At 72.1% G+C, this 24661-nt stretch carries 26 protein-coding genes; 9 read left to right on the top strand and 17 right to left on the bottom strand.

The genetic code is table 11. The features are described 5' to 3' along the window. Positions 1–211: 211 nt before the first annotated feature. Both ACF08N_RS27560 and ACF08N_RS27555 read right to left on the bottom strand, forming a co-directional pair. Complete coding sequence (locus ACF08N_RS27560; RefSeq protein ID WP_392327384.1) at positions 212–1222, bottom strand: zinc-binding dehydrogenase; 1011 nt, start codon at positions 1220–1222, stop codon at positions 212–214. Further along, the gene (locus ACF08N_RS27555; protein WP_392327383.1) at positions 1219–2373 is read right to left on the bottom strand and encodes a mandelate racemase/muconate lactonizing enzyme family protein; all 1155 of its coding nucleotides are present in this window, start codon (positions 2371–2373) and stop codon (positions 1219–1221) included. The genes ACF08N_RS27560 and ACF08N_RS27555 overlap by 4 nt, the downstream gene beginning before the upstream one ends. Before the next feature lie 205 nt (positions 2374–2578). Between ACF08N_RS27555 and ACF08N_RS27550 the strand changes: the two genes are divergently transcribed. Both ACF08N_RS27550 and ACF08N_RS27545 read left to right on the top strand, forming a co-directional pair. After that, complete coding sequence (locus tag ACF08N_RS27550; RefSeq protein ID WP_392327382.1) at positions 2579–3349, top strand: IclR family transcriptional regulator; 771 nt, start codon at positions 2579–2581, stop codon at positions 3347–3349. Beyond that, positions 3346–4188, top strand: a complete 843-nt coding sequence (locus ACF08N_RS27545; RefSeq protein WP_392327381.1) for an SMP-30/gluconolactonase/LRE family protein — start codon at positions 3346–3348, stop codon at positions 4186–4188. Before ACF08N_RS27550 ends, ACF08N_RS27545 begins: the two co-directional genes overlap by 4 nt. Before the next feature lie 68 nt (positions 4189–4256). Here the strand turns inward: ACF08N_RS27545 and ACF08N_RS27540 are convergent, their stop codons facing one another. Further along, positions 4257–5126 (bottom strand): hypothetical protein, encoded by an 870-nt coding sequence (locus ACF08N_RS27540; protein ID WP_392327380.1) that lies wholly within the window; start codon positions 5124–5126, stop codon positions 4257–4259. 380 nt (positions 5127–5506) lie between these two features. Next, positions 5507–5941: a CBS domain-containing protein gene (locus ACF08N_RS27535; protein ID WP_392327379.1), complete on the bottom strand. Its 435-nt coding sequence runs from the start codon at positions 5939–5941 to the stop codon at positions 5507–5509. A 228-nt stretch (positions 5942–6169) separates the two neighbouring features. Here ACF08N_RS27535 and dnaK point away from each other — a divergent pair, with 228 nt between their 5' ends. From dnaK to ACF08N_RS27520, 3 genes are all read left to right on the top strand, one after another. Continuing rightward, on the top strand, positions 6170–8059 hold the full coding sequence (gene dnaK, locus ACF08N_RS27530; RefSeq protein ID WP_392327378.1) for a molecular chaperone DnaK: 1890 nt from the start codon (positions 6170–6172) through the stop codon (positions 8057–8059). Next, positions 8056–8697, top strand: a complete 642-nt coding sequence (grpE, locus tag ACF08N_RS27525; protein WP_392327377.1) for a nucleotide exchange factor GrpE — start codon at positions 8056–8058, stop codon at positions 8695–8697. The genes dnaK and grpE overlap by 4 nt, the downstream gene beginning before the upstream one ends. Before the next feature lie 82 nt (positions 8698–8779). Beyond that, complete coding sequence (locus ACF08N_RS27520; RefSeq protein WP_392327376.1) at positions 8780–8980, top strand: hypothetical protein; 201 nt, start codon at positions 8780–8782, stop codon at positions 8978–8980. Between the two features lie 281 nt (positions 8981–9261). On the opposite strand, the gene ACF08N_RS27515 is transcribed toward ACF08N_RS27520, so the two are convergent. The 3 genes from ACF08N_RS27515 to ACF08N_RS27505 form a co-directional block, all read right to left on the bottom strand. Further along, positions 9262–11091: a thiamine pyrophosphate-requiring protein gene (locus ACF08N_RS27515; protein WP_392327375.1), complete on the bottom strand. Its 1830-nt coding sequence runs from the start codon at positions 11089–11091 to the stop codon at positions 9262–9264. A 164-nt stretch (positions 11092–11255) separates the two neighbouring features. Beyond that, entirely contained in the window at positions 11256–12872 is a 1617-nt protein-coding gene (locus tag ACF08N_RS27510; protein ID WP_392327374.1) for a phytoene desaturase family protein, read from the bottom strand. Between the two features lie 66 nt (positions 12873–12938). Further along, the gene (locus ACF08N_RS27505; protein ID WP_392327373.1) at positions 12939–13388 is read right to left on the bottom strand and encodes an SRPBCC family protein; all 450 of its coding nucleotides are present in this window, start codon (positions 13386–13388) and stop codon (positions 12939–12941) included. A gap of 191 nt (positions 13389–13579) precedes the next feature. On the opposite strand from ACF08N_RS27505, the gene ACF08N_RS27500 reads away from it, so the two are divergent. Then, on the top strand, positions 13580–14473 hold the full coding sequence (locus tag ACF08N_RS27500; RefSeq protein WP_392327372.1) for an SDR family oxidoreductase: 894 nt from the start codon (positions 13580–13582) through the stop codon (positions 14471–14473). A gap of 33 nt (positions 14474–14506) precedes the next feature. Here the strand turns inward: ACF08N_RS27500 and ACF08N_RS27495 are convergent, their stop codons facing one another. The 4 genes from ACF08N_RS27495 to ACF08N_RS27480 all read right to left on the bottom strand — a co-directional run bounded on the left by ACF08N_RS27495 (position 14507) and on the right by ACF08N_RS27480 (position 16983). Further along, the gene (locus ACF08N_RS27495) at positions 14507–15175 is read right to left on the bottom strand and encodes a phosphoribosyltransferase (protein ID WP_392327371.1); all 669 of its coding nucleotides are present in this window, start codon (positions 15173–15175) and stop codon (positions 14507–14509) included. Positions 15176–15235: 60 nt separating this feature from the next. Continuing rightward, positions 15236–15622, bottom strand: coding sequence for an erythromycin esterase family protein (locus ACF08N_RS27490; RefSeq protein ID WP_392327370.1), 387 nt, complete (start codon positions 15620–15622; stop codon positions 15236–15238). 199 nt (positions 15623–15821) lie between these two features. Then, a complete protein-coding gene (locus ACF08N_RS27485) occupies positions 15822–16238 on the bottom strand; it encodes a CBS domain-containing protein (protein WP_392327369.1) in 417 nt (138 codons plus the stop codon). Between the two features lie 181 nt (positions 16239–16419). Then, entirely contained in the window at positions 16420–16983 is a 564-nt protein-coding gene (locus tag ACF08N_RS27480; protein WP_392327368.1) for a hemerythrin domain-containing protein, read from the bottom strand. A gap of 230 nt (positions 16984–17213) precedes the next feature. Here ACF08N_RS27480 and ACF08N_RS27475 point away from each other — a divergent pair, with 230 nt between their 5' ends. Further along, complete coding sequence (locus tag ACF08N_RS27475) at positions 17214–17744, top strand: hypothetical protein (RefSeq protein WP_392327367.1); 531 nt, start codon at positions 17214–17216, stop codon at positions 17742–17744. Between the two features lie 83 nt (positions 17745–17827). Here ACF08N_RS27475 and ACF08N_RS27470 read toward each other — a convergent pair whose 3' ends face one another. Beyond that, the gene (locus ACF08N_RS27470; protein WP_392327366.1) at positions 17828–17998 is read right to left on the bottom strand and encodes a DUF2795 domain-containing protein; all 171 of its coding nucleotides are present in this window, start codon (positions 17996–17998) and stop codon (positions 17828–17830) included. A 294-nt stretch (positions 17999–18292) separates the two neighbouring features. Continuing rightward, on the bottom strand, positions 18293–18754 hold the full coding sequence (locus tag ACF08N_RS27465) for a DUF6098 family protein (RefSeq protein ID WP_392327365.1): 462 nt from the start codon (positions 18752–18754) through the stop codon (positions 18293–18295). A 248-nt stretch (positions 18755–19002) separates the two neighbouring features. On the opposite strand from ACF08N_RS27465, the gene ACF08N_RS27460 reads away from it, so the two are divergent. After that, positions 19003–19341 carry a DUF3140 domain-containing protein gene (locus ACF08N_RS27460; protein ID WP_392327364.1) on the top strand — a complete coding sequence of 113 codons (339 nt, stop codon included), beginning with the start codon at positions 19003–19005 and terminating at the stop codon, positions 19339–19341. A 92-nt stretch (positions 19342–19433) separates the two neighbouring features. Here ACF08N_RS27460 and ACF08N_RS27455 read toward each other — a convergent pair whose 3' ends face one another. Both ACF08N_RS27455 and ACF08N_RS27450 read right to left on the bottom strand, forming a co-directional pair. Next, on the bottom strand, positions 19434–20783 hold the full coding sequence (locus tag ACF08N_RS27455; protein WP_392327363.1) for a UDP-glucose dehydrogenase family protein: 1350 nt from the start codon (positions 20781–20783) through the stop codon (positions 19434–19436). 232 nt (positions 20784–21015) lie between these two features. Further along, positions 21016–21579 (bottom strand): hemerythrin domain-containing protein, encoded by a 564-nt coding sequence (locus ACF08N_RS27450; RefSeq protein WP_392327362.1) that lies wholly within the window; start codon positions 21577–21579, stop codon positions 21016–21018. 364 nt (positions 21580–21943) lie between these two features. Between ACF08N_RS27450 and ACF08N_RS27445 the strand changes: the two genes are divergently transcribed. Further along, positions 21944–22942, top strand: coding sequence for a Ku protein (locus ACF08N_RS27445; protein WP_392327361.1), 999 nt, complete (start codon positions 21944–21946; stop codon positions 22940–22942). A gap of 128 nt (positions 22943–23070) precedes the next feature. Here the strand turns inward: ACF08N_RS27445 and ACF08N_RS27440 are convergent, their stop codons facing one another. Next, a complete protein-coding gene (locus ACF08N_RS27440; RefSeq protein ID WP_392327360.1) occupies positions 23071–24147 on the bottom strand; it encodes a hypothetical protein in 1077 nt (358 codons plus the stop codon). A gap of 233 nt (positions 24148–24380) precedes the next feature. Then, positions 24381–24581 (bottom strand): DUF6381 family protein, encoded by a 201-nt coding sequence (locus tag ACF08N_RS27435; protein ID WP_392327359.1) that lies wholly within the window; start codon positions 24579–24581, stop codon positions 24381–24383. Positions 24582–24661: the final 80 nt, after the last annotated feature.

Raw genomic sequence — 24661 nt, 5'->3', positions numbered from 1 at the left:
GTGCGGGGCGGTCAGGCGCCCCGCACCACGCACGGCAGGGGGAGGCACGGCGGGCGAGCGGCCCCGGGGACGACCCCGGTGCCGGAGCGGGCGGTCCGGACCCGGAGCCTGGCCAGGGGCCGCGCCGCCGCGCGGAGACGAGCGTTCCGGCGGCCGGCGGCGAGGCGCGGTGCCAGGCGTCGGGAACCCGGCAAGATCGGCGAGACACCCCCTAGGGGTGGAGGAGCACCTTTCCGGTCTTCGGGTCACCGCCGCCGACCAGGGCGATGGCCTCGTCGAACCGCTCGAGCGGGTACTCGTGCGTGATGAGCGCGGCCGGGTCGATCAGTCCGAGCCCGAAGGCCCGCACCGCATCGGACCAGGCGGACGACGGAGCGCCGAAGACGCTGCGGATCTCCAGCTGGCTCAGGGACAGGTGCACCGGGTCGATGCCGGTCGCGCCGGGCGTGAACATCCCCGTGAGGACCACCCGCCCGCCCCTGCGGGCCAGCAGGCACGACGAGGCCGCTGTGGACGGCGCCCCGGCGGTCTCGACCACGAGGTCGAAGCGGCCGCGGGCGGAGGCGGCCTCGTCGGGGTGCAGCGCACCGTTCGCCCCGAACCGCAGCGCCTGCTCGCCGCGTGCGGCACGGGGGTCGATCACGGCCAGCTCGCCGGGCGACGACGCGGCGAGCAACTGCACGGCGAGCAGGCCGAGCGTGCCCGCGCCGACCACCGCGATCCGCTCGCCGGGGCGCGGCCGCCCGGCCCGGACCGCGGCCGCCACGACCGCGGCCGGCTCCAGCAGGGCGGCGGCCCGCAGGTCGGCGTCGTCGCGCAGGGGGTGCAGCAGCCGGGCCGGCAGCACCACATGGTCGGCAAACGCGCCCGGCTCGGTGAACCCGGTCTCGGCGTACCCGCCCTCGCACAGGCTCGTCTCACCGCACCGGCAGCGGTCGCAGGCGCCGCATGCCCGGAACCCCTCGGCGACGGTCCTGCGCCCGGTGAGTGCGGGATCCACTCCCTCGCCCACCGCCTCCACGGTCCCGGACCACTCGTGCCCGGGGACGACCGGGTAGCGCACGAAGCCGGCGTCGCGGTGACCGTCGTACAGTTCGCGGTCGCTCATGCAGATCCCGGCCGCGGCCACCCGCACCAGGACCTCGCCCGGGCCCGGCACCGGCACCTCGCGGCGCACCAGGCGGTGTGTCCCGGGCCGCTCGACGACCAGGCTGCGGCTCACTTCGGCGCCCTCTGCTCCCAGCCCTCGGCCCACAGGTCGAAACGGGCCTTCTGCTGCGGGAACTCCGCCGCCGCGTCGACGTCCAACTCGACTCCGAGGCCCGGGGCGTGCGACACCTCGAAGCAGCCGGTCTCCGGGTCGACCTGGGGCGCGCCCTTGACCACCTTCTTGATCTCCGCGTCGGCGAAGTCGTTGAAGTGCTCCAGGATCTTGAAGTTCGGAGTGCAGGCGGCGAGCTGGAGCGAGGCGGCGGTGAGCACCGAGCCACCGACGTTGTGCGGGGCGACCAGCATGTAGTGCGTCTCGGCGGTGGCCGCCAGCTTCCGTGTCTCCAGGATGCCGCCGATGTGGCCGAGGTCCGGCTGGATGATGTCGGCCGCCTGCGACTCGAACAACTCCCGGAACTCGATGCGGTCGTGGATGCGCTCACCCGTCGCGACCGGGAGGTCCACCTTCTCCGCGACCTTGGCGAGCGCCTTGAGGTTCTCCGGCGGCACCGGCTCCTCCAGCCACGCGGGCCGGAAGGGCGCCATCTCGCGGGCCAGCCGCACCGCCGTGGCGGGACTGAACCTGCCGTGCATCTCCAGCATGAGCTCGGCTTCGGGGCCGATCGCGTCGCGGACCGCCTCGATCAACGACACGGCGTACAGCGTCTGTTCGTGGTCGAGCTCGAAGTGGCCCGTCCCGAACGGGTCGATCTTCAGCGCGCGGTAGCCGCGCGCGACGACCTCCGCCGCGGCCTTGTGGTACGCCTCGGGCGTCCGCTCGGTGGTGTACCAGCCGTTGGCGTACGCCTTCACCCGGTCGGTCACCTTGCCGCCCAGCAGCTGCCAGACCGGCACGCCCAGTGCCTTGCCCTTGATGTCCCAGCAGGCCATCTCGACGACGGCGATGCCGGACATGACGATTTCGCCGGCCCGCCCGTAGTCGCCGTACTTCATCCGCCGCACGAGGTCCTCCACCGCGAACGGGTCGGACCCGGCGATGTGGTTTGCCTCGGCCTCGCGGAGGTATCCGACCAGCGCGTCGGTGTGGCCGAGCATGCGGGTCTCACCGACTCCGGTGAGACCCTCGTCGGTGTGGACCAGGACATAGGTGAGATTGCGCCAGGGGGTCCCGACGACGTGAGTGCTGATTCCCGTGATGCGCACGGCAGTTGCCCCTCGGGTCTGTTCGAGATTTCGTCATGCGTTCGAAATGTTGGCGTGACCGTAATCAGCATGTCCGTGGGGTGTCAATGGGTTGCACGGCCGCTGTTTTCCGACAGGGCCATTGCCCTGTGAACGAGGCTGTGGCTAGCCTACGTTCGTCATACCGGCCAATGGCCGGAGTTTCGAACAGAGAGTGGGTGGCGCCATGGGACGCCTTGTCCCCGCGGTGACGAGGGCTTTGGACATACTCGAGCTGTTCCTGGAGGGTGACGCAACCCTCTCGGCACCGGATGTCACCCGCAAGCTCCAGCTGCCCCGCACCACCGTCCACGAGCTGCTCACCACACTCGCCGCCCGCTCCTATCTCGTCACGGTGCCCGAACAGCCCGGCCGCTACCGCCTCGGCGTCCGCGCCTACCAGCTGGGCAGCCGTTACGCCGAGCAGCTGGACCTCGCCGCGGAAGGCGGACGCGTCGCCCGCGAGGTCGCCGAGACCTGCGACGAGACCGTCCACGTCGCCATCCTCGAGGACACGGACGTCATCTACATCGCCAAGGTGGACTCCACACACGCCGTCCGCATGGTCTCGGCCGCCGGCCGCCGTCTCCCGGCACACTGCACATCCGTCGGCAAGATGCTGCTCGCCTCCCTCTCGGCGGACGAACTCGACGCCCGCATCGCCGGTCGCGAGCTCGTCGCGATGACTCCCGCCAGCCTCACCGACCCCGACGAGCTGCGCGCTGCCCTCGCCGGGATCCGGGAACGCGGCATCGCCGTCGAGCACCGCGAGTCCAACCCGGACGTCAGCTGTGTCGCCGCCCCCGTGCGCGACAGCGCGGGCCGGGTCGTCGCCGCCCTGTCCATCTCCGTGCCCATGATCCGCTGGAGCGAGGACCGCGAGGCCGAACTCGCCGAGCTGGCCGCCAAGGGCGCCCGCGACCTGTCCGTGCGCCTCGGCCACCGGGGCACGCCGTGAGCATCGACGTCGCGGTACGGGAGGGGGCGGCCCTCGGCGAGGGTCCCACCTGGGACACGGCCGCAGGGCGGCTGATCTGGGTGGACATCCTGAACTCCCGCGTCCACACCTACGACCCGGCCGACGGCCGCCGCACGGTCATGGCCACCGAACAGCACGTCGGGGCGGCGAAGCCGCGGGCGGGCGGGGGACTGGTGGTCAACCTCCGGGACGGCATCGGCCTGTACGGCACCGACGGGGCCTTCTCCTGGCTGGTGCGCGACCCGGTGCCGGGCCGGCGCGGCAACGACGCGGCCGTCGCCCCGGACGGGGCACTGTGGGCGGGCACCATGCGCTACGACGAGGCGGCCGGCGGCGGCAGCCTCTCCCGCGTCGCACCCGACGGCGCCGTCACCGAAGTGTTCGGCGACGTGGCCGTGAGCAACGGCACCGGGTGGAGCCCCGACGGCTCGCTCATGTACTACATCGACAGCCCGACCCGCCGCATCGACGTCTGCCGGATGACGGGCGAGCGGGTCGTCGAGCGGCGGCCGTTCGCCACCGTCGAACGGGGCGCCGGCTTCCCCGACGGCCTCACCGTCGACGCCGCCGGGTGCGTGTGGGTCGCGCTCTGGGACGGCGCCCAGGTGCGCAGGTACACCCCGGACGGCCGGCTGGACCACACCCTCGAACTGCCGGTACGCCGTCCCACCGCCTGCGCCTTCGGCGGCCCCGGCCTGCGCGACCTGTACATCACCACCGCGCGCACCGGCCTCGACCGCCCGCACCCGCTCAGCGGGTCCCTGCTGGTGGTGCCGGACGCGGGGGAGGGCATGGCGTCCACCGCGTTCGGCGGCTGACCGCTTCCGGGTACGCGCCCGCCCGCAACGGCCGGGCCTGGGCCCGGCCGTTGCGCACGCGGGGGGTGTCAGCCGGTGGGCGCCTGGTAGAGGCCGCGGCCGGCGCGGTGGGCGCGGGAGGTGGCGACCAGGCGGTCGAGGGTGCTGCGCACGGTGTTGATGGCACCCGCACTGTCGTCACGGCCGAGGGCCTGGGCGACGTCCCGGGCCCGCAGCGGGGTGTCGGCCTTCCCGGACAGGACGGCGATGACCTGCTCCGTGAGCCCGGCGGTGTCCTGCACGGCCGCGGCGGTCGCGGCGGTGGTCTTGCGCGAAGCGGTCTGCTTGCCCTTCGTGGCCTGCTTGCTCTGTGCGGCCTGTGCGGCCTGTGCGGCCTGTGCCGCCTTGGCAACCTTGGTGGTCTTCGGGGTCTTTGTGGTCTTCGTGATGGAGCGCTTCTTCGCGGGGCGGCGCGTGGAGGCCAGCGGGGCAGCGGCCTTGGGGGCGGCCTTCCTCTTGGCCCGGGCGGTGGTCTTGCGCGGCTGGGCAGGAGCGGTGTCGGCCTCGTCCGCGGGCACGGCGGCGTCGGTGTCACTGTCGCCGTCGGTGGATTCGGAGACCGGAGCGGTGTCTTGGGCCGGTTCGGGCTGCGGCGCGGGTTCCTGGCCGGAGTCCTGCGAGGACTCCGTCGCGGATTCCTGCGGGGCCGGTGCGGCGGCGGATGCAGCGGTCTCGCTCACCGCGGTTTCGGCCTGCTGTTCCGCGGCACGGGGCCGTGGCACGCTCGTGGCAGCCAGCGCGCTGAGCGCCGACAGGGCGCTGCGCACGGATTCCAGCCGCTCGGAGACCACGGCGAGTTCTTTCTGAAGCGCCTGCTGATGCTCTTCGAGGCGGGGAAGTTCCGCCCGCAGCAGTGCGGTTGTCGTCTCGATGGTGTCGGTGCTCTGTGTCGTTGTCATGACGCGCTCCCAGGTAGGTGGGGGGTGTGAGCGTTCGGGTTGTTGTGTTGCAGGGTACGGCCGGTGCGCCTCGGCGGTCACCTTTCCCGGACGTCCCCTGTGTCACAACGCACGACGGAGCAGACGGTCACCATCCCAACGGCGTTGATTTGTCCAGCCGTTCGCGGATGGGCACGAGCCGCGTGGAAACGGGGCCCGCTGCGAACACACGTCCTTCCGCAGCGCGTTCGCGCCGGCGCCTCGCCGCGTCCAGTTGTCCGCGTCCGGCCGGGGGCGACCGCCACGGAAACGCCGACCGCCGCACACGCCGGGTGCTTCCTTCCCCGGCCTGTGCGGCGGCGGCTTGTGTGTGGCGCGTTTCCCGTGTCCCGCGCCGATGCCTACGTCGTCGCGTAGACGTGGGTGGCGAACTCCGCGATCTGCTCGTCGCTGAGGTTCTTCGCCACGTTGGCCTCGCTGATCATCCCCACCAGTTGGTGGCCGCCCGCGACGTCGATCACCGGCAGGCGCTTGATGTGATGCGTCTCCATGGCTTCCAGGACCTCGGAGATGTCCGCCTCGGCGTCGATCCAGTGCACCGGCCCGCCCAGCGAACCGGCCTGGACGGTTGCCGGGTCGATGCCCTCCGCGCAGCACGTCACGACGATGTCGCGGTCGGTGACCATGCCGGTGAGCCTGTTGTTGTCACCGCAGATGGGCAGGCACCCGACGTTCAGATCACGCATCATCCTCGCCGCGTTGTGCAGTGAATCGTGCGCCCCCACGCACTGCACGCCCCCCGTCATGATGTCTCGGGCCTTCAGCTGTCCGGCCATGATTCCTCCTGGGTCTCGTCAGCGTGGTACGCCCACACTTCGATGACACCACGCCACGCCCCAGGGTGCTCCCGGGCCACGGAGGACGGCCGGCACGGGCCCCGCCGCCCACCCGTCCGGACCGAGCGGGCCCGCGCCCTCACCGCGATCACCGGGATGGGCTTGACTTGGCCGCAGGCGCGATTTACGCAGTAAATACCGGCAGGTCCTGTTTCCGAGGAGGCTGCGATGACACGAGCAGTGGGCATCGACCTGGGTACGACGAATTCCGTCGTCTGCGTCCTGGAAGGCGGCGAGCCGACGGTCGTCGCGAACACCGAGGGCGCCAGGACCACGCCGTCCGTCGTGGCGTTCGCCAAGAACGGCGAGGTGCTGGTCGGCGAGCTCGCCAAGCGGCAGGCCGTGACCAACGTGGAGCGCACCGCGCGGTCCGTCAAGCGGCACATGGGCGAGAGCGGGTGGCGGTTCCCGGAGTCCGGAGACGTGGACGGCAAGCGGTACACCGCGCAGGAGATCTCCGCACGCGTGCTGCAGAAACTGAAGAGGGACGCCGAGGCGTACCTCGGCGAGGACGTCACGGACGCGGTGATCACTGTCCCGGCGTACTTCAACGACGCGCAGCGCACCTCCACGAAGGAGGCCGGTCAGATCGCGGGTCTGAACGTCCTGCGGATCATCAACGAACCGACGTCCGCAGCTCTCGCCTACGGGCTGGACAAGGGCCACGACCAGACGATCCTCGTCTTCGACCTCGGCGGCGGCACCTTCGACGTGTCGCTGCTGGAGATCGGCGAGGGCCTGGTCGAGGTGAAGGCCACCAACGGTGACACGCACCTCGGCGGCGACGACTGGGACGAGCGGATCGTCGACCACCTGGTGAAGCAGTTCAAGAACGGCTACGGCGTCGACCTCTCCAAGGACAAGATGGCCCTCCAGCGTCTGCGCGAGGCCGCCGAGCGGGCGAAGATCGAGCTGTCGTCGTCGACCGAGACGACGATCAACCTGCCGTACATCACGGCCTCCGCCGAGGGGCCGCTGCACCTGGACGAGAAGCTCACGCGCGCCCAGTTCGAGCAGCTGACGGCCGACCTGCTGGAGCGCTGCAAGGGCCCGTTCCACAACGCCGTCAAGGATGCCGGGATCAAGGTCTCGGGCATCGACCACGTGATTCTGGTCGGTGGTTCGACCCGTATGCCGGCGGTGACGGCCCTGGTCAAGGAGCTGACCGGCAAGGACCCGCACAAGGGTGTGAACCCGGACGAGGTCGTCGCGATCGGCGCCTCGCTGCAGGCCGGTGTGCTCAAGGGTGAGGTCAAGGACGTCCTGCTCCTCGACGTGACCCCGCTGTCCCTCGGTATCGAGACCAAGGGCGGCATCATGACCAAGCTGATCGAGCGGAACACCACGATCCCGACGAAGCGTTCGGAGATCTTCACGACGGCTGAGGACAACCAGCCGTCCGTGCAGATCCAGGTCTACCAGGGCGAGCGCGAGATCGCGGCGTACAACAAGAAGCTCGGCATGTTCGAGCTGACCGGTCTGCCGCCGGCCCCGCGCGGTGTCCCGCAGATCGAGGTCTCGTTCGACATCGACGCCAACGGCATCATGCACGTGACCGCGAAGGACCTGGGCACGGGCAGGGAGCAGAAGATGACCGTGACCGGCGGGTCCGCTCTGCCCAAGCAGGACATCGACCGCATGGTGCGCGATGCCGAGCAGTACGCGGACGAGGACCGCCGCCGCAAGGAGGCCGCCGAGACCCGCAACCAGGCCGAGAGCGTCGTCTACCAGACCGAGAAGCTCCTGCACGACAACCGAGACAAGATCCCCGAGGACGCCCGGTCCGAGACCGAGGCGGCCCTGGCGGAGCTCAAGGAGAAGCTGAAGACCGAGTCCGCCGATGGCGACAACACCGCGGCGATCCGGACGGCCACCGAGAAGGTCACCGTCGCTGCCCAGAAGATCGGCAGCGCGATGTATGCGCAGGCCCAGGCCGAAGGCGGCGGCGCGGGCACCTCCGGCGCCGGGGCGCCGGGAGGCAAGGAAGGTCCCGGCGAGGAGGAGGACGTCGTCGATGCGGAGATCGTCGACGACGACGCCAAGGGAGGCACCGGATGAACCAGGAGCCTCACTTCAGGAAGCCAACGGGCAAACGGCCTCCCGCGATCGTCCACGACCGGCGCAGGACCGGCCCGCTGACCCTCCTGCCGCCCCGCCGCGACGCCGACGACCGTGCCGGCTCCGCTCCGCAGGGCCCCGCGGCACGTCCGCCGGACACCGTGAGCGGCGGACCTCCGTCGGAGACCGCGCGGCTGCGGGCCGAGCTCGTCGAGCTGACGGCGGATCTCCAGCGCGTGAAGGCGGAGTACGACAACTACCGCAAGCGGGTGCGGCGCGACCGGCTGGCCGTACGGGAAATCGCCGTGGCCAACGTCCTCGCGGGCCTGCTGCCGGTGCTCGACGCCGCCGACGACGCGTGCGGGCAGCGGGACGACGAGGGGACGCGGGCACTCGCCCGCGCCCTGGAGGACAGGCTGGCCGCGCTCGGCCTGCAGACGGTCGGCGAACCGGGCGAGCCCTTCGACCCCACGGCCCACGAAGCGCTCATGTACACCACCTCCGCCGATGTCGCCGAACCCGTGTGCACGGCGGTGCTGCGCCACGGCTACCGCGTCGGTGACCAGCTCCTGCGCCCCGCCCAGGTGGCCGTCACCGGCCCGCTCGCGGGCGGCGAGGCGGCCGGATCAGCCGGGTGACACGGCCGGGGAGCCCGCGGCCGGTCGTCCGGTGTGTCGACCGAGCCGCGCCGGGCACTGGTGCCCCCAGGAGGTGATCGGTGTGCCCGAGCCCGGAAGCAAGAAGTACGACACACGGCGTGCCAGGAAGCGCAAGGACGCGGAGAGCGAAGGCGTGCCCGACAAGCGGGCCGACGAGGAAGCGAACGCATCGCTCCAGGACGACCCGCAGTGGCGCAGCCGCGGCCCGCGCACCGCACGAGGCCGCGGCCCCAAGGGGGACCGCGAGCCGAACGCCGACTGACCCGGCCGAGACGGGCGACCGTCCCACCGGCCGGCCGCCCGTCGCACCGCCTCCCGGGTCGAGCCGATATGGCGACCCTCGCTGCGTTGCCGAAATGCCCGAACAGCTCCGCTATCAGGGCTCGGCCCCTGCGGGCCTGGGGAGACCCCACCCCCTCGGCCCCTGCGGGCCTGGGGAGACCTCATGCACCAGACGCCGCGTCCTGTCCGGCCCTGATCCGCCGGACAGCCCCTGGCCGCCCCGAGCCAGTGCGACCCCCGCCCCGCCCCGAGCCGGTGCGCTCACCGGCCGCCGTCGCCCTCGGCGCCGGGGCGGTCGGGGCGGTGGCGGGTGCCCGGGAGCAGTTCCTGCACCTTGGCCTTGAAGCCCTGCTTCAGCACGGACGCCCGGTCGCTGTCGCCGTGCCAGATCGCCGCCGCCGCGGCCTCGATCTGGTCGAGCGAGGCGTGCGGCGGGACGGGCGGGACCGCGGGGTCGGTGAGGAAGTCGATGACGAACGGCCGGTCCGCGGCGAGGGCCTGCCGCCACGCCGCCTCGACGTGCTTGGGCCTTTCGACGCGCACACCGTCGAGGCCCATGCGCCGGGCGATCTCGGCGTAGGGCAGATCGGGGATGTGCTGCGACTCCTCGAACTGCGGCGCCCCGGACATGGCCCGCATCTCCCAGGTGACCTGGTTGAGATCCTGGTTGTTGAGGACGGCCACCACGAGCCGCGGATCGGCCCACTCGTGCCGGTACTTCGCGGCGGTGACCATCTCCATCATGCCGTTCATCTGCATCGCCCCGTCCCCGACGAGCGCGATCGCCGGACGGTCCGGGTGGGCGAACTTCGCGCCGATGGCGTACGGCACGCCCGGTCCCATGGTGGCCAGCGTGCCGGACAGGGATCCGCGCATCCGGCCGCGCAACCGCAGATGGCGGGCGTACCAGTTGGCGGCGGAACCCGAGTCCGCGGTGACGACGACGTCGTCGGGCAGCAGCCCGTCCAGCGCGTGCACCACGTATTCCGGATTGATCGGGTCCGCGTCGACGGCCGCCCTGCGCTGCATGACCTCCCACCAGCGGGCGACGTTCATCTCGATCTCGTCGCGCCAGGCGCGGCTGTGCTTGCGGTGCAGGCGGGGCAGCAGCCGCCGCAGCGTCTCCCGCGCGTCGCCGACGAGGTTCACCTCGAACGGATAGCGCAGCCCGATCATGTGGGGGTCGATGTCGATCTGCACCCCGCGCGCCTGGTCCAGCTCCGGCATGAACTGCGTGTACGGGAAACTGGAACCGATCATCAGCAGTGTGTCGCAGTCGCGCATCAGCTCGTACGACGGGCGGGTGCCGAGCAGCCCGATCGAACCGGTGACGTACGGCAGGTCGTCGGACAACGCGTCCTTGCCCAGCAGCGCCTTGGCGACCCCCGCCCCGAGCACGTCCGCCAGGCGCTCCACCTCGGCGCGTGCGCCACGGGCGCCCTGGCCGATCAGTACGGCCACCTTCTCACCGGCGTTGAGGACCTCCGCGGCCCGCTCGAGGTCCTCGTCCGCCGGCACGGGCGCGTAGCGGCCGAGGCCCAGGCTGGAGGGGACCATCTTGAACGCGTGCTGCGGTGGGGCGTAATCGAGTTCCTGGACGTCGGCTGGGACGATGATCGCGGTCACGGTGCGCCGGGCGTACGCGGTGCGCATGGCCCGGTCGATCACATTGGGCAACTGCTCGGGAACGGTGACCGTCTCGCAGTAGTCGGACGCGACGTCCTTGTACAGCCCGGCGAGGTCGACCTCCTGCTGGTAGGAGCCGCCCATGGCGCTGCGGTTGGTCTGCCCGACGATCGCGACGAGCGGCACATGGTCCAGCTTCGCGTCGTAGAGCCCGTTGAGCAGATGGATGGCACCAGGCCCCGAAGTCGCCGCGCACACACCGACCTTGCCGGAGAACTTGGCGTACCCGACGGCCTGGAGGGCGGACATCTCCTCGTGGCGCGACTGGACGAACCGGGGATCGTTGTCCGCCCGTCCCCACGCGGCGAGAAGGCCGTTGATGCCGTCACCGGCGTACGCGAAGACGTGCGTCACGTCCCATGCGCGCAACCTCTGCAGGATGTAGTCGGAGACCTTGGTGGCCACGGCGGTTCCTCTCTCACGGCTGCCGGTGGGCTTCGTCCTCGGTCCCGCGCGCCGCGCCGCGTCCGCGCCGGACGCGCTGCGGGTACCACCACCCACACCGCTGAAACGGACACCGCCGGCACCCGGCCGCGTACGGCTGCTGCCCACGCCTCCGGACCGGCAGGTCAGGACGCCCTGCCGCCGCGGCGGTTGAGCGAGCGCTGCGCACGGCTCAGCAGCCCGTGCGGCGACCATGCGCGCAGGGCGGCACGGGCGGCGTTGGCACCCGGCGCGCCGTGCACGCCCCCGCCGGGATGGGCCGAGGCGGAGGCGAGATACAGGTTCTTCACCGGGGTCTCGGGCCGCCCGGTGCCCGGGACGGGCCGGAAGACCAGCTGCTGGTGCATGGCGGCCGTACCGCCGTTGATGGCGCCCCCGTGCAGATTGGCGTCCAGCGCCTCCAGCGTCGGCGGCGCCAGGATGCGCCGCGCCCGGATCGTGGCGCGGAAGCCCGGAGCACAGCGCTCCACCTGCGCCTCGACGCGGTCCGCCATGGCCTCCTGCTCCCGGCGGTCCCACGCACCCGTGATGCCCGCGTCGCCGGCGTCCGCGCGGATGCCGTGCGGGACGTGGGTGTACCCCCAGGCCGACTCCGTACCCGCCGGGGAGCGTACGGCGTCCGCCGTGGTCATCTGGCCGAGGACGACGAAGGGCTCGTCGGGCACGTGTCCCGCGGCCAGCTGAGCGGCGAACCGCGTCAACCCGTCGACGCCGTCGGCCAGATGCACCGTCCCCGCCGCCGATGCGCCGCGGGCGGTCCACGGCACCGGCCGGTCGAGGGCCCAGTCCACCTTGAAGGTGGCGAAGTCCCACTGGAACCGGCGCAGCCCCTCCAGCAGACGCGACGGCAGGTGCCGGGCGCCGACCAGCCGGCCGTACAGGGCGGGAGCCGAGACGTCCGCGAGCACCGCACGCACGGCCGGTACGACCTCACCGCCCGCTGTCCGTACGGCGACGGCCCGGCCCTCGCGCACGACCACCTCGACGACCTCCTCACCGCAGCGCACCGTTCCGCCGCGCCGCTCCAGCCGTGCCACCAGCGCCTCGGGCAGGGCCGAGGCGCCGCCCACGGGCACGGGGAATCCGACGTGCTGGCCGAGCATCGACATGAGCCAGCCGAAGCCACCGCTGCCCGCCGCTTCCGGGGCGAGATCCGCGTGCAGCGCATTGCCCGCGAGGAGCAGCCGGCCGCCTTCCCCCGTGAACTCCTCCTCGCCCAGCCGCCGAACGGGCAGCGTCATCATCCGGGCCAGCCGCAGTCCGCCCGCCGCCCGTACCTTCAGGCCGAGCCGGGCCGCCGCCCGCAGGGGCGGGAACGGGGTGAACAGCGCGTCGACCAGGTCGGCTCCGAGCCGCTGCCACACCCCGCACAGCCGCGTCCACGCCTCCCCGTCCCCCGCGGCGAAGGCGTCGAGAGACCGTGCCGTGTCCGCCGGGCCGCGTTCCAGCACGGCACAGCGGCCGTCCGGCAGGGGGTGGGCGAGGACGCTCGGCGCATGCGACCAGCGAAGGCCCTCGCGCCCGAGGTCGAGGGCCGCGAGAACGGGGGACGCGGCTGCCAGCGGGTAGAAGGCGCTGAACACGTCGTGGACGTAACCGGGCAGCACACCCCGGTCACTGCGTACGGCACCGCCGGGCCGCGGCTGCGCCTCCAGCACTTCCACGCTCCAGCCGGCATCGACGAGTACGTTCGCCGCGACCAGCCCGTTGGGGCCCGCGCCGATCACCACGGCGTCCGGCATGACTGCGCCTCCCTGGTCCGGACGTCCGCCTCGGAGGACGGCCGCCTGCGCCGGGCAGGGCACGGATCAGCGCGCGCCCGAGGGAACGGAGTGTTCGACCGCCTCGGCGAACCGCTTGAGCATGCTGCGGTGGCGCAACTGCTGAAGCGCGTCGAACGCCGCGTTGTGAAACCGTCCGCCCGCCCCGCGCAACGGATGCTCGTCGAAGATCACGAGCGTGTCCTCGCCCCACGGCTTCACCTCGAACGCGATCCTCGCCGTGCCGAGCGGCCCGCTGTACGCCTCGAGTTCGAGCCGTTGTGGGGGTTCGCTGCGGCGCACGACGGTCCGCCCCTCGCCCTGCCACGGTCCCAGCTTCACGGCGTACGCGATGCAGGCGCCCTCGTCGGGCCATTCGCCGTCCTGTTGCGACGACTGCGAGGGCCCGATCACCCAGTCCCCGTAGCGGTCGCCGTCGGACAGAACGGCCCAGACCTCCTCGGGAGTCCGGTGGATCAGCTGGTGTCGTACCGCCATAAGCCCTCCTGGAACTCGTCCGGCGCGGTCACGGCCACACCTGTTCAGCCTAGGCCGGTGCCGCCACGGCGGCCTGTTCACGGCTCCCCGCGGCACCTGGCCGCGCGGGCCGCGACGGCACGCGGCCACTACGGTGGAGGCCGGACGGCAGCTCCGGCGCCCCGTGCACCCGCAACCGTGCGAGGAGGGCGATGCACCGGCAGTCACCCATCGCGGGCCGCACCGTTGTCGTCACCGGAGCGGCCCGGGGCCTGGGCGAGGCCATGGCACGCGCCCTGGCCCGGCGCGGTGCGCGCCTCGCCCTGCTCGGCCTCGAACCGGACCGGCTGGAGCGCCTCGCCGCCGAGCTGGGGGAGGGGGCGTACCCGTGGCCGGTCGACATCGGCGACGACGCGGCGATGTCCCGCACCGCCGACCTCGTGAGGGAGCGGCTCGGACCGCCTTCCGCGGTCGTCGCCAACGCCGGAGTCGCCACGGCCGCACCCTTCGAGCAGACGCCGCCGGCGACCTGGCGGCGCGTCGTCGAGATCAACCTCGTCGGGAGCGCCAACACGGCACGGGCCTTTCTGCCCGACCTGGTCGCAACCAAGGGCTACTACCTCCAGATCACGTCCCTCGCCGCCCTCGGGCCGGCCCCGATGATGTCGGCCTACTGTGCCTCCAAGGCGGGCGCCGAAGCCTTCGCCCACACCCTGCGGACCGAGGTCGCCCACCGCGGTGTGGACGTGGGCGTGGCGTACCTCAGCTGGACCGACACGGACATGATCCGCGAGGACGCACCGCCCCCCACCCCGTTGCGGGAGCTGCGCGCGTGGCTGCCGTGGCCCGCTTCCCGTACCCACCGGGCCGGGCCCTCCGCCGAACGTCTCGTGCGGGGCATCGAGCGCCGGCGCCCGGCCGTCTACGTACAGCCGTGGCTCAGGGGCGTACGGTTCGCCCATTCGGTGCTTCCCGCGGCCGTCGGCAGGCTCCCCGGTTCCCCGGCGCGCCGCTTCGCCGCCGGAGAGCGAGGGGCCGACAAAGGCCTGCTGGGCGCCGGGGGACGCGCGGCCGAGACGCGCCCCGACGGACCGGATCGCGGCTGAACCTCCGCACCGAGGAGTCCCGCCGGCCGGCCCTCAGCCGTGGCGCTGCCCGGACGGGATGCCGGGGCTGCTCAACGTGGAGACGACCTCGTCGTCGGAGACCTGGGCGAAATCCTCGTACCACTCTCCGACCGCCATGAACGACGGCGGTCCGTGCAGGCACAGGATGTCGTCGGCATCCTGCTGGAGCCCTTCCGCGGCGTCCGGGGCGCAGACCGGCACGGCCAGGATCAGCCGGGCCGGGTTCCTGGACCGCAGGTGGCGCAGCGCGGCGCGGGCGGTGACGCCGGTGGCGAGCCCGTCGTCGACCAGGATCACCGTCCGGCCCTCGACAGCGAGTGCGGGGCGTCCCCGGCGGTACAGCTCCTCTCGGCGGTGCAGCTCGGCCCGTTCCCGGGCGACGTCGGCGGCCAGGTCGTCCTCGGCCAGCCCCAGCATCTGCAGGGCACGCCGGTCGTACACCGGGGGATCGTCCCCGGCGATCGCCCCGATGCCCGTCTCCGGATTGCCGGGTACGCCGATCTTGCGGGCCACGACCACGTCGAGTGGTGCCTTGAGGGCCCGGGCGACCTCGACCGCGACGGGCACGCCGCCACGCGGCAGTGCGAGGACGACGGCGTTGGTGATGTCGCCGTCGGCTGCCCATTCGAGGAGTCTCAGCGCGAGTTCCTGACCTGCGTGCCGGTGGTCTCGGAAGCGCATCGGTGTTCCTCCGTCCGCCTGTTGCTGCTGTCGCACTGTTGCTGTCGCATGTGCCGGTCGTCACACACCAGTGGGCCAGGTCTCCTCCTCGTCCGTGCGCGCGGGTGCGGTGGGCAGCGGTGTCAGGGCGTTCGTGCGGTCGATGAAGCAGAAGGCGTCGTAGCGCTCCCCGAGGACGGTGGAGACGTAGTTGCCCCATCTCTCGGCCGCCGGCCGGTAGACGACGCCGATGGCGCGGTGGTCCCGTTCCTCCCGGAGCCGGCGCGGGCGGTCCGCGGGGTCGGCCGGGAAGACGAAGAGTCCGGCCAAGCCGGGTACGGCCCCGTGCAGCAGGTCTTCCAGGCCGCCCTCCCGCGCAGGAGGGACCGGCATCGTCCGCGCCTGATCGCCCCAGCGGTCGGAGGCGAGCAGGTGCCCTCGTAGGACCGAAACCGACCAGGACCACACCGTCGTCCGCGTGGCGTTCCCGGACCAGCTGCCCGACGTTGACCAGGCCCGCCGCAGCCACTCCTCCTCGGCCGACCTGCCTCCGGACTGCCGCCGCCCCGGCGGGCCGCCGGGGCCGGACCGGTTCCCGGGCCGCCGGGGTCGTGCGCCGTGCGGCGGGACCTGCGTGCGGCGCCGGGGCGCGCGTACCGGAGTAGGGCTAGTCGGTGGACAGCGCCTCGACGAGGTCACCGACCTGGGGATCGGGCAGGCTGCGCGCGACGTCGGCCTGGGCGACCATGCCGACCAGCTGGTGGCCTTCGAGCACGGGCAGGCGGCGCACCTTGTGCCGGCTCATCGTGCGCAGGATCTCGTCGGCGTTTGCGTCCGCGCTGATGGTCACCACCTCGCCCTGCGCGAGTTCTCCGGCCTTGCACTCGGCGGGGTCCTTCCCCGCGCCGAGAACCTTCACCACGATGTCGCGGTCGGTGAGCATGCCCTTGAGCTTGTTGTCGGTACCGCAGATCGGCAGGGCCCCGACACCGAGTTCGGTCATCTTCTGCGCGGCCAGCAGCACGGTCTCCTCCGCGCCGATGCACTCGGCACCGGCCGTCATGATCTCTCGTGCGGTTGTCATGTTCGGTTCCTCTCCTCCTTCTCGCGCCGCGTCCGCGCGCGGACGGGCAGCGGATCTGTCGAGGTGACCCGGTCACGGGTGCCCGCGGCGGTGGGCCCGTAACACGCGCCCGCCGGACGCAGGTGCCGTCCGCGGGTGACCGGTCGGCGGCCGCGGGCCTTCGACACGGGCACCGGCGGGCTCAGGCGTCCTTGCCCCGGCCGGAGAGCGCGTCGCGCATCCGGTCCACGAGTCCGACACCCGGCGCGAGGATCTTGTTGGCCGGCGGTTTGTCGGGGGCGGCGGGGTGCGGGCGGGTCGGCGCCGCCTTCTTGGCCTGGCGCACCTTGTCGCCCAGATCGCTCAGCATCTCCGGAGGGCAGGCTTCCCGCAGCCGCGGAAAGAGCTTGTTCTCCTCGTCCGTGACATGCGTCCGGATCTCCGACATCAGCTTGGCGATCAGCATGTCGAACTGTGAGTCGTCCGCCGGGCAGCCCTCCAGGTCCTTCATGATCCGCTCGGCCGCGGCGTGGTCCGCCAGCTCGCGGTCGGCGAGCTCCGCCCCGCCCGGAACGTGCTTGCGGACGGCCGGGTACAGATAGGCCTCCTCGGCGACCGAATGCCGGACCAGCTCCATGGTGACCTGGTCCGCGTAGCGCTTTCGCTCGCTGTCACCGGACGGCAGCTCTTCGATGTTGGTGAACAGCTCCTCCACTTCCCTGTGGTCGGTGGTCAGTTCGGCGATGACGTCCTGGCCGTGCGCCATGTCGTTGCTCCTCCGTGGGACCTTGCTGGTTCCGGGGTGGGTGACGCTTCTCGCTCCCGAGGCGGCGCTCCACGCTCGTGTTTCCGCGGCGACGCCTGTCGCGGGCCGGCCGGCGGTGTGTCGGACGCCACGTCCACGCCGTGACGTGGGCCATGGGCGAGGGAAAACCGGAAAGGTAGCGTGTCGCCGCAGTCTCCCCACGTCTCCCAGGGATTCGGACGGCCCTGCCAGTGTCCGCAGCTCTTTCCCCGCTCATCGCGGCGACCGCCCAGTGGCTGACGCGCGCCTATCCGTCGGGCAGCGGCGCGATGGACACCGCCCTCGCGGAGATGCAGGCGCGCCAAGCGGTCACGGTCGCCGCCTGGCTGCGCTACCCGACGGCGATGGATGCCGCGCTCGTCACGGTGGCCGGGCCCGGAGGCTCCGCCCGACTCGACTGGATCACGGGCGCCGACGGCACCGCTACGGCGGCAGGGCTTGCGGACGACGCATGGCGCACCTGGGTCGACGAGGTGGTGGCCAGTTGGGCGGCGTGCCTGCTCAGCACCCCACGGCTGGCCGCGGCGGCCGTGACCGCGCTCGCCGCGGGCGAACACGCCAACGGCTCGCCGGTCGAGTTCCGTCGCCTGGTCGCACCCGACGAACGAGACCGGCGAGCCGCCGCGCTCCTGCGCCACCCGGACCTGCTCGGACCCGTGGCCGAACTCCATCGAGCCCAGCTTCTGGACCGCCTGGAGCCACGCTCCGCGTCGGCCGCCTGAGCCGCCGGTGAGGCGAGAGGCTGCTGCCGGCCGTCAGACGCGGAGTCGCATTCCGGTCGCGTCAGAATGTTCCGCGGGTCCGGTCAGGATCCCTTGCTGACCTCCTTGTTGATGGCTGCTGGAGAGTCGTACTCCTTTTCCGGCAGGGAGGACAGAGCCTCCTTGATTTCCTTGCTGGCGCCGTGGCTCTTCGCCGTTTCGACGATGTCCTTCTTGGAGGCGGGATAGCTCACTCCGCCGAGCGCCTTCTGCATTTCGATAGGGTTCACGTTCATGGGCCGACGAGTACCCCCTCTTTCCTGAGCCGAACACGGCCTTTCGGGCCTGTCACCGCAACGGAGCAGCGCGCCCCCTAGGGTCTTTCGTTTGGATCAGGCCGGATCAGTGAGTGGGGGTCCCCCCACGCCCGCAGGGCGTAGGGGGAGGGTCTGGTGCGTGCGATCGCAAGGCGGAGGAGGGAGACAATGGCGGAGCCATGGCGACCGACGACAACGCGGCGAGCGTGCGTGCCAGGGCCCGCGAGCCCGGCATGATCCAAACGAAAGACCCTAGCGGCCTTCGCGACGGCCTTCGCGCCGCAAGGGGCCCCAGCCCCCCTCCTGTCGCGCGACTTCCTCGGCCGCCTCCTCGATCACCCGCGCGTCGATCCAGCCGATCGGCTCGATGTCCTGGACCAGCGGCTCGTTGTCGGGACCACGGCCCGCCTCCTGGCCCCGCAGTGCCCACGGATGCACTCCGGGCCCTTTGTCGCGCGGCAGATGCGCATAGTCGTACAGGCGCCTGGCCACCCAGACCTTCACCGGACGGTTCTCCCACCACGGCTCGATATCGAGGGAATTGGCCGACAGTCCCGGCAGCGGGACACCGGTCAGATCGTCGGTGCTCGACAGCGATTTCAGATCGGCCGCGGGACCGCGCGACCAGCGCACGTACATGCTCCCGTGCCGCTCGACGAGACCGGTCAGTTCGTCGAGCGTACGCAGGACCGGCAATGCGTCGGGGGAGCTCATTCCGTGGTCACTCCTTGCTGCCGTCGTTTTCATCGCCTGTGGAGGGGATACCGGGGAAAAGGCGTTCTGCTCGTCCTCTTTTTCCGGTGCGGCTATGAGGCGGCTATGAGGAGGTACCCAGGGCGGCGGAACAGAATCGACGCACGTCGTCGCGGCGGGCGCCGGTACGGCCCGCCGCTGGTTTCCCGCTGTGCCCGCCGGGAACCCGGCACGCGTTCGGAGGTCCCTGCGCAGCGAGGAGGCGTGCTGTGGCGGTATCAGCACACGTGAGCGCGGAACTCTGGGACGAGTTCCACAAGGTCGTCAACATGACGTCCCGCGAGCTGCGGGAGTGGTTGAACGTCGACGCGGCGGGCGAGGAGACCGAGGAACTGCCCGACAAGAGCGGCCGCCCGACAGGCCAACGGGTCCTCGACGTCCTCGGCAAGCGCCGCACCGACCTCACCGAGGACGACGTACAGGTCATGCAGCGGGTCTGCGACATCGTCCGCTCCCAGCGGGCCGCGGAACTGGACCCGAAGGCGGGCGGAGACGATTGGCGTCGCAGCCTGATGAGCATCGGACACGATCCGCTCAAGCCGTCGTGACGCCGTGACGCCGTGCACGCCTGCACCCGCACGAAGGCGAGCAGGCGTGCAGGCATGCGGGCCGCTCACGCCGGTCCGTGACGCGCCCGGCGCTACGCACTGGGCGCGGGGCTCGGTGTCTCTTCGGCGGAGGACGCCTCGGCGCGGGCCGGGAGCCGGTTGCCCACACTGCGGTAGACGAGGGGCAGATCACGGAGCCGCTCCGGGAGCAGGCAGTTCTTGCCGTCCACCACGACGGCAGGGGGGACCAGTGCGGCGGCCAGTTCCGCCCAGTCGGCCTCGATCGTCTCCGGCCACTCGGTGAGGACCACGACCGCCGCTGCACCGCGGACGGCCGACCGCAGATCCGGGCAGGGCCTGGCGCCGGGGAAGAAGCGGGTGAGGTCGGCGGGGGCCATGGCCGGATCCCAGATCCGGATCCCCGCCGCCTCGTCCAGCAGTTGGGGCACCACGACACGGCTCGGCGCGGCCCGCATGTCGTCGCTCCACGGCTCGTAACGCGCTCCCAGAACGGCGATCTCGCTGTGCGCCAGGCCCTCGCCCAGCTCGGCCCTGAGCACCTCGCGTACGAGCCCGGGCTGCGCGCGGTTGACGCCGATGACCGCGTCGAGCAGCGGTGTCGGGATGCCGCGGGCGGCGGCCCAGTGGGCCAGTGCCTCGGTGTCCTTGGGCAGGCAGGAGTCGCCGTAGCCGAGGCCCGGCTGGAGGAACGCGTGGCCGATGCGCGGGTCGAGGCCGACGCCCTGCATCACGTGGTCGGTGTTCAGCTCCGGCGTGGCGCACAGCCGCGCGCACTCGTTCGCGAAGCTGATCTTCATGGCGAGGAAGACGTTGCTGGCGTACTTGACCATCTCGGCCGTCGCGGGGGTCGTCACCACCCACGGGCACGTCGGCGCCCCGTAGAGCCGGCGGAGCAGTGGCAGACCGTCGTGCGACCGTATGCCCACCACCACCCGGGCGGGGGACGTCCAGTCGTCGAGCGCGCTGCCCTGGTTGAGGAACTCCGGGTTGTAGGCGTACCGGTCCCGCAGGTGGGGACAGGCGCCGAGCAACCCGTCGCTCGTGCCCGGCGGCACCGTGGACTTGAGCACCACGTACGGTACGGGCAGGAGCGCCGCGGCGTCCATCAGCGCCTGGGCGACCTGGGACAGGTCCGCGGTCCCGTCACCGGCGGGCGGGGACCCCACGGTGATCAGCACGACCTCGAAGGGCTCCCGCAGGTGTGCCTGCGCCAGGCCGGACGTGAACCGCAGGCGCCCGGTGGCCAGGGCCAGGGACAGTTCGTCCTGCAGACCGGGCTCGGACACGGGTGCGCGCCCGGCGGCCAGGGACCGCAACCGTGCCGCGTCCCGCTCGACGCCTGTCACATGGTGGCCCTGCCGGGCGAGCGCGACCGCGCCGGTCACCCCGACGTAGCCCTGGCCGACGACGGCGACACGCATCCCTGCTCCTGCCATCCAGGTGGTATCCCCCGAACGCCATGACGAGGCCGCGCACGGCGGCCCGGACCGCCTCGCACGCCGCGCCGCGGCAGGCGCGGCCGGCGTGACGCACCGGGTACCGCCGCTCCGGCGCTTCAATCGGAATCCGCGCGCTCGGCAGTGGTGGCCGGACGCGGCGGGGACGGCCGGGGGAAACGCTTCGTCCCCGCACGGCCGCCCCCGGGGCGGAATGTCAGCGCCGCATGCCGCGGCCGGTCAGCATGTCGCGCACCCTGTCCACCATCCCGACACCCGGCGCGAGGATCTTGTTCGCCGGCGGTGTGTCCGGGGCGGAGGGGTGCGGGCGGGTCGGTGCGCTCTCCTTCGCCGAGCGCACCCTTTGGCCCAGCTCGTCGAGCGCCTGGGCGGAGCAGACCTCCTCCAGCAGCGGGAAGAGCCGTTCCTCCTCGTCCTTGACGTGCGCGGCGACCGACGACCTCAGCCGGCCGATCAGCGCGTCGAACCGTTCGTCACCCGGCTCGCAGTCTTCGAGGTCCTTCAGCAGACGCTCGACCTCGGCGTGATCGGCGATCTCCTTGTCGGCGATGTCGTCGCCGTCGTCGACGTAACGGCGCACCGTCGGATACAGGTGCTGTTCCTCGGCGATGGCATGGCGGACCAGCTCGATGGTCAGCTGGTCCACCAGGTCGCGTCGGTGCCGGTCGGCTGCCGTGTGGGCCTGGATCTGATCGAACAGCGAGTCGACCTCGCGGTGGTCCTGCGTGAGTTCGTCGATCACATTGCCGCCATGTCCCACTTCGGGCTCTCCTTCCACTCGTCTGTGCCCGGTGACCTGGGTCGGCCCGTGCCGTCCCTCGGCGCACCGGATGTCCGGCACACCGCAGCCGTGAGCGGACACGCTCGGCGGCGGGTGCGGCCGAATGCGCCGCGGTCACATCGGGACCGGGCGGTCACGACGTGGCGAGCACGCCGTGACGAACCGGCGCCAGGCACGGACGCCTACGCCGACGCCCAGCGCGAATCCCTTCCACGGCCTTGCCGGGCGATCACGAGCTGAGCGTCGTGCCACTCGAACGGACGCCGTGGCGACGCGGGCACGGGTGTGATCGCCGTGCGCGGGTAGTCGCGGGGTAGCGACGGCGCACTCGGAGGTGGTGGCGATGGCCCGTCCCGTGTGGTCGGGGGTCCTGTCCTTCGGGCTGGTCAGCGTGCCGGTGGGTCTCTACACGGCGACCGACAGCCACGCGATCCACTTCCACCAGCTCCAGCGCGGTACTTCGGACCGGATCAGGAACCGGCGGGTGAACGAGCGCACCGGAGAGGAAGTCGACCTGGAGGACATCGTCAAGGGTTACGACACCGGCGAGGAGTACGTGCTCGTCGAACCGGGCGAGCTGGAGGAGATCGCTCCGGGCCGCTCGCGCGCGCTGGAGATCCGCGGGTTCGTGGACCTGGACGAGGTGGATCCGATCTTCTTCGACAAGACGTACTACCTGGGCCCGAGGGGCAAGGAGTACGGCGACGTGTACCGGCTGCTGGAACAGGCGCTGGAGCGGTCGAACCGCGCCGGGGTCGCCACGTTCGTGATGCGGCAGCGCGAGTACCTCGTCGCGGTCAAGGCCGAGAAAGGGCTGTTGACCTGCCACACCCTGCACTGGGCCGACGAGATACGGGAGCCGCGGAAGGAGATCCCCGGCCTGCCGGGCAAGGCCAAGGCGTCGGCCAAGGAACTGCGGATGGCCGAGCAGCTGATCGAGGCGCTCAGCATGGACTGGGACCCTGCCGACTTCCACGACACCTACCAGGAGAAGGTCGCCGCCCTGATCAAGGCCAAACAGGCCGGCGAGAGTGTCGAGAAGGCGCAGGAGCCGCCGAAGTCCACGAACGTGGTCGACCTGATGGACGCGCTGCGCGCCAGCGTCGAGCGCGCCCGCGGCCCCAAGGACACCGGAGGCAAGGCGGCCCCCCGGGGAGCGCGGCGGTCGACCGTCGGGAAGAAACCGCCGGCCGGGAAGCGGGCCCGGTCCGCCGCCGGAACCAGGGCGTCGCTCCAGGACCTGTCGAAGGCGGAGCTCTACAAGAAGGCGACCGCGGCGCACATCACCGGCCGCTCCTCCATGACGCGCGACGATCTGATCAACGCGCTGACGGCCGCGTGACAGGTTCCGGGCGGGCCCGGTCGGCACAGGTTCCGGGCGGGCCCGGTCGGCACAGGTTCCGGGTGGGCCCGGTCTACTGCGGCACCACCACCGCGGTGAACGGCCCTGGTCCGGAGCCGTCCGCCGGGTCAGGAACCGCCCGCGGCCCGCAAATGCCGTGCGGACGCGGGTCCGCGGTGAGCCTTCGGCGCCGGCTGCCGGACGGACTGCGCGGGCACCGGGTCGTCACTCGTCCGGTGCGCGGGTTCCCGCTGGTAGTACGCGTGCAGCCGGCCGTGGTGGACGACCAGGGCCGGTTCCGCGGCGGCGACCGGCGCCCGGAGCACCGGTTCGACCGGCGACCAGCTCCGCCCGTCGGGCGCGGAGCAGACGAGGAGTTCGTGCGTGTCCTTCTCGCAGTACGCCAGCCACAGCTTCCCCTCGTGTGACGCGACGGCCGGCGTATGCGCCGTCAGCGGTCCTTCCAGTTCCCATACAGGACCGAAGGCGTCCGCGGACCAGGACAGCGCTCCGATGGCGTCGTTCTTCTGCCGGTAGACGCCCCAGGTGATGCCGTGGTGGTCGGCCAGGCCGATCGCGCCGGTGCTGTCGCCGTCCGTCAGCCACCCCTGGTCCGCGCAGTGCCACCGGCGGTTCAGGGGTCCGCGCCGGACCTTCCAGTCGCCGATCACCGCGTCGCCCCCGGGATGGCGCAGCGCGGTGCGCAGACCCCCGCGCCCGACCGGCACCGCCGAGGGCGCCGCCGCGGCGGCCCAGGAGTCCAGGGCGAAGGGCAGACCCTGCCCGCCGACGGGCAGGGGACAGACCGTCACGTTCGAGTCGTCCCGCGCGACGTAGAGGCACCAGACGTCGCCGCGCACCGCGCACAACGCAGGCCGGAAGGCGCTCACCGCGTCGCCCGTCGGGAGCGGCTCCGGGGCGCTCCACCCGGTGTCCTCGAGCGTGCTCCACATGACCGCGCCGTCCGAGGGACGCAGAAAGGCGGCGTACAGGCCGTCCCGGTGCGCACACAACGAGGGCGTCGTCGCATCGGGCCACGGAGGTGCCTGAGCGGCCGTCCAGCCGTCCGGCCCCAGCACGCTCACCCCGATCTCTCCCGCGGCCTCTCCCACGGCCGGGACGGCCCCGGCACGCGGGCTCGTACCGGCGGGTGCGGATTCCGGGCGTGGCCGGTCGAGGATGTCTGGTCTGCGGACGACGGGCATGCAGCACTCCCTGCTCTCGTGGGGCCGCGCGGAAGCAATGGCGGCTGCCTCATGTTCGGAGCAGGAGCCCTGCCGGACGGGAAAGGGCACACCGGTTCACCCCAACGGCCGCCCGGACGGCGACAGGGGCCGGACGCCGCCGAAGCGGCACCCGGCCCCTGTCGTTGCCGAGGCGGCCTCCTACGCGTACGCAAGCGATGCGTGAAGGCCGCTGCAGCGGGCCCGTGGTGGGGTCACGTCATGGGATCGAGGTCCCTCGGACGCCGGTCGTCGCGCTCGCCGGTCTGCTCGCGCAGTCGGCGCGCCTTGTCCTGCAGGCGCTGACGCTCCTGCGGGTCGGTCGCGCGCTCGGCGGCCTGCTCGATCTCACGGACCTGCCGACGCAGTTGCTGCTGCTCCTGCTCACGGCCACGGGACTTGTCTGCTGCGCTCATGATCACTCCTTTGTGAACGGGAAGAGCGGGCGGCACCAGCGAAACAGCGGACCGTCGCCCGCGCACCTCGAACGGTCACG

It is taken from the genome of Streptomyces sp. NPDC015127 (genome assembly GCF_043080095.1).
GTDB lineage: Bacteria > Actinomycetota > Actinomycetes > Streptomycetales > Streptomycetaceae > Streptomyces.
Note: the sequence above shows the minus strand (reverse complement) of the source record. Positions and strands in the feature narration are given on the sequence as shown.

Bases quoted from the DNA above. Each gene is read 5' to 3' on its own strand.
- ACF08N_RS27535 (WP_392327379.1), bottom strand. From the start codon at position 5,941: ATGGCCGGACAGCTGAAGGCCCGAGACATCATGACGGGGGGCGTGCAG.
- ACF08N_RS27435 (WP_392327359.1), bottom strand. From the start codon at position 24,581: ATGAGCGCAGCAGACAAGTCCCGTGGCCGTGAGCAGGAGCAGCAGCAA.
- ACF08N_RS27470 (WP_392327366.1), bottom strand. From the start codon at position 17,998: ATGCAGAAGGCGCTCGGCGGAGTGAGCTATCCCGCCTCCAAGAAGGAC.
- ACF08N_RS27505 (WP_392327373.1), bottom strand. From the start codon at position 13,388: ATGGCGGTACGACACCAGCTGATCCACCGGACTCCCGAGGAGGTCTGG.
- ACF08N_RS27550 (WP_392327382.1), top strand. From the start codon at position 2,579: ATGGGACGCCTTGTCCCCGCGGTGACGAGGGCTTTGGACATACTCGAG.
- grpE (WP_392327377.1), top strand. From the start codon at position 8,056: ATGAACCAGGAGCCTCACTTCAGGAAGCCAACGGGCAAACGGCCTCCC.
- ACF08N_RS27465 (WP_392327365.1), bottom strand. From the start codon at position 18,754: ATGAGCTCCCCCGACGCATTGCCGGTCCTGCGTACGCTCGACGAACTG.
- ACF08N_RS27445 (WP_392327361.1), top strand. From the start codon at position 21,944: ATGGCCCGTCCCGTGTGGTCGGGGGTCCTGTCCTTCGGGCTGGTCAGC.
- ACF08N_RS27510 (WP_392327374.1), bottom strand. From the start codon at position 12,872: ATGCCGGACGCCGTGGTGATCGGCGCGGGCCCCAACGGGCTGGTCGCG.
- ACF08N_RS27455 (WP_392327363.1), bottom strand. From the start codon at position 20,783: ATGCGTGTCGCCGTCGTCGGCCAGGGCTACGTCGGGGTGACCGGCGCG.
- ACF08N_RS27500 (WP_392327372.1), top strand. From the start codon at position 13,580: ATGCACCGGCAGTCACCCATCGCGGGCCGCACCGTTGTCGTCACCGGA.
- dnaK (WP_392327378.1), top strand. From the start codon at position 6,170: ATGACACGAGCAGTGGGCATCGACCTGGGTACGACGAATTCCGTCGTC.
- ACF08N_RS27440 (WP_392327360.1), bottom strand. From the start codon at position 24,147: ATGCCCGTCGTCCGCAGACCAGACATCCTCGACCGGCCACGCCCGGAA.
- ACF08N_RS27485 (WP_392327369.1), bottom strand. From the start codon at position 16,238: ATGACAACCGCACGAGAGATCATGACGGCCGGTGCCGAGTGCATCGGC.
- ACF08N_RS27480 (WP_392327368.1), bottom strand. From the start codon at position 16,983: ATGGCGCACGGCCAGGACGTCATCGCCGAACTGACCACCGACCACAGG.
- ACF08N_RS27540 (WP_392327380.1), bottom strand. From the start codon at position 5,126: ATGACAACGACACAGAGCACCGACACCATCGAGACGACAACCGCACTG.
- ACF08N_RS27495 (WP_392327371.1), bottom strand. From the start codon at position 15,175: ATGCGCTTCCGAGACCACCGGCACGCAGGTCAGGAACTCGCGCTGAGA.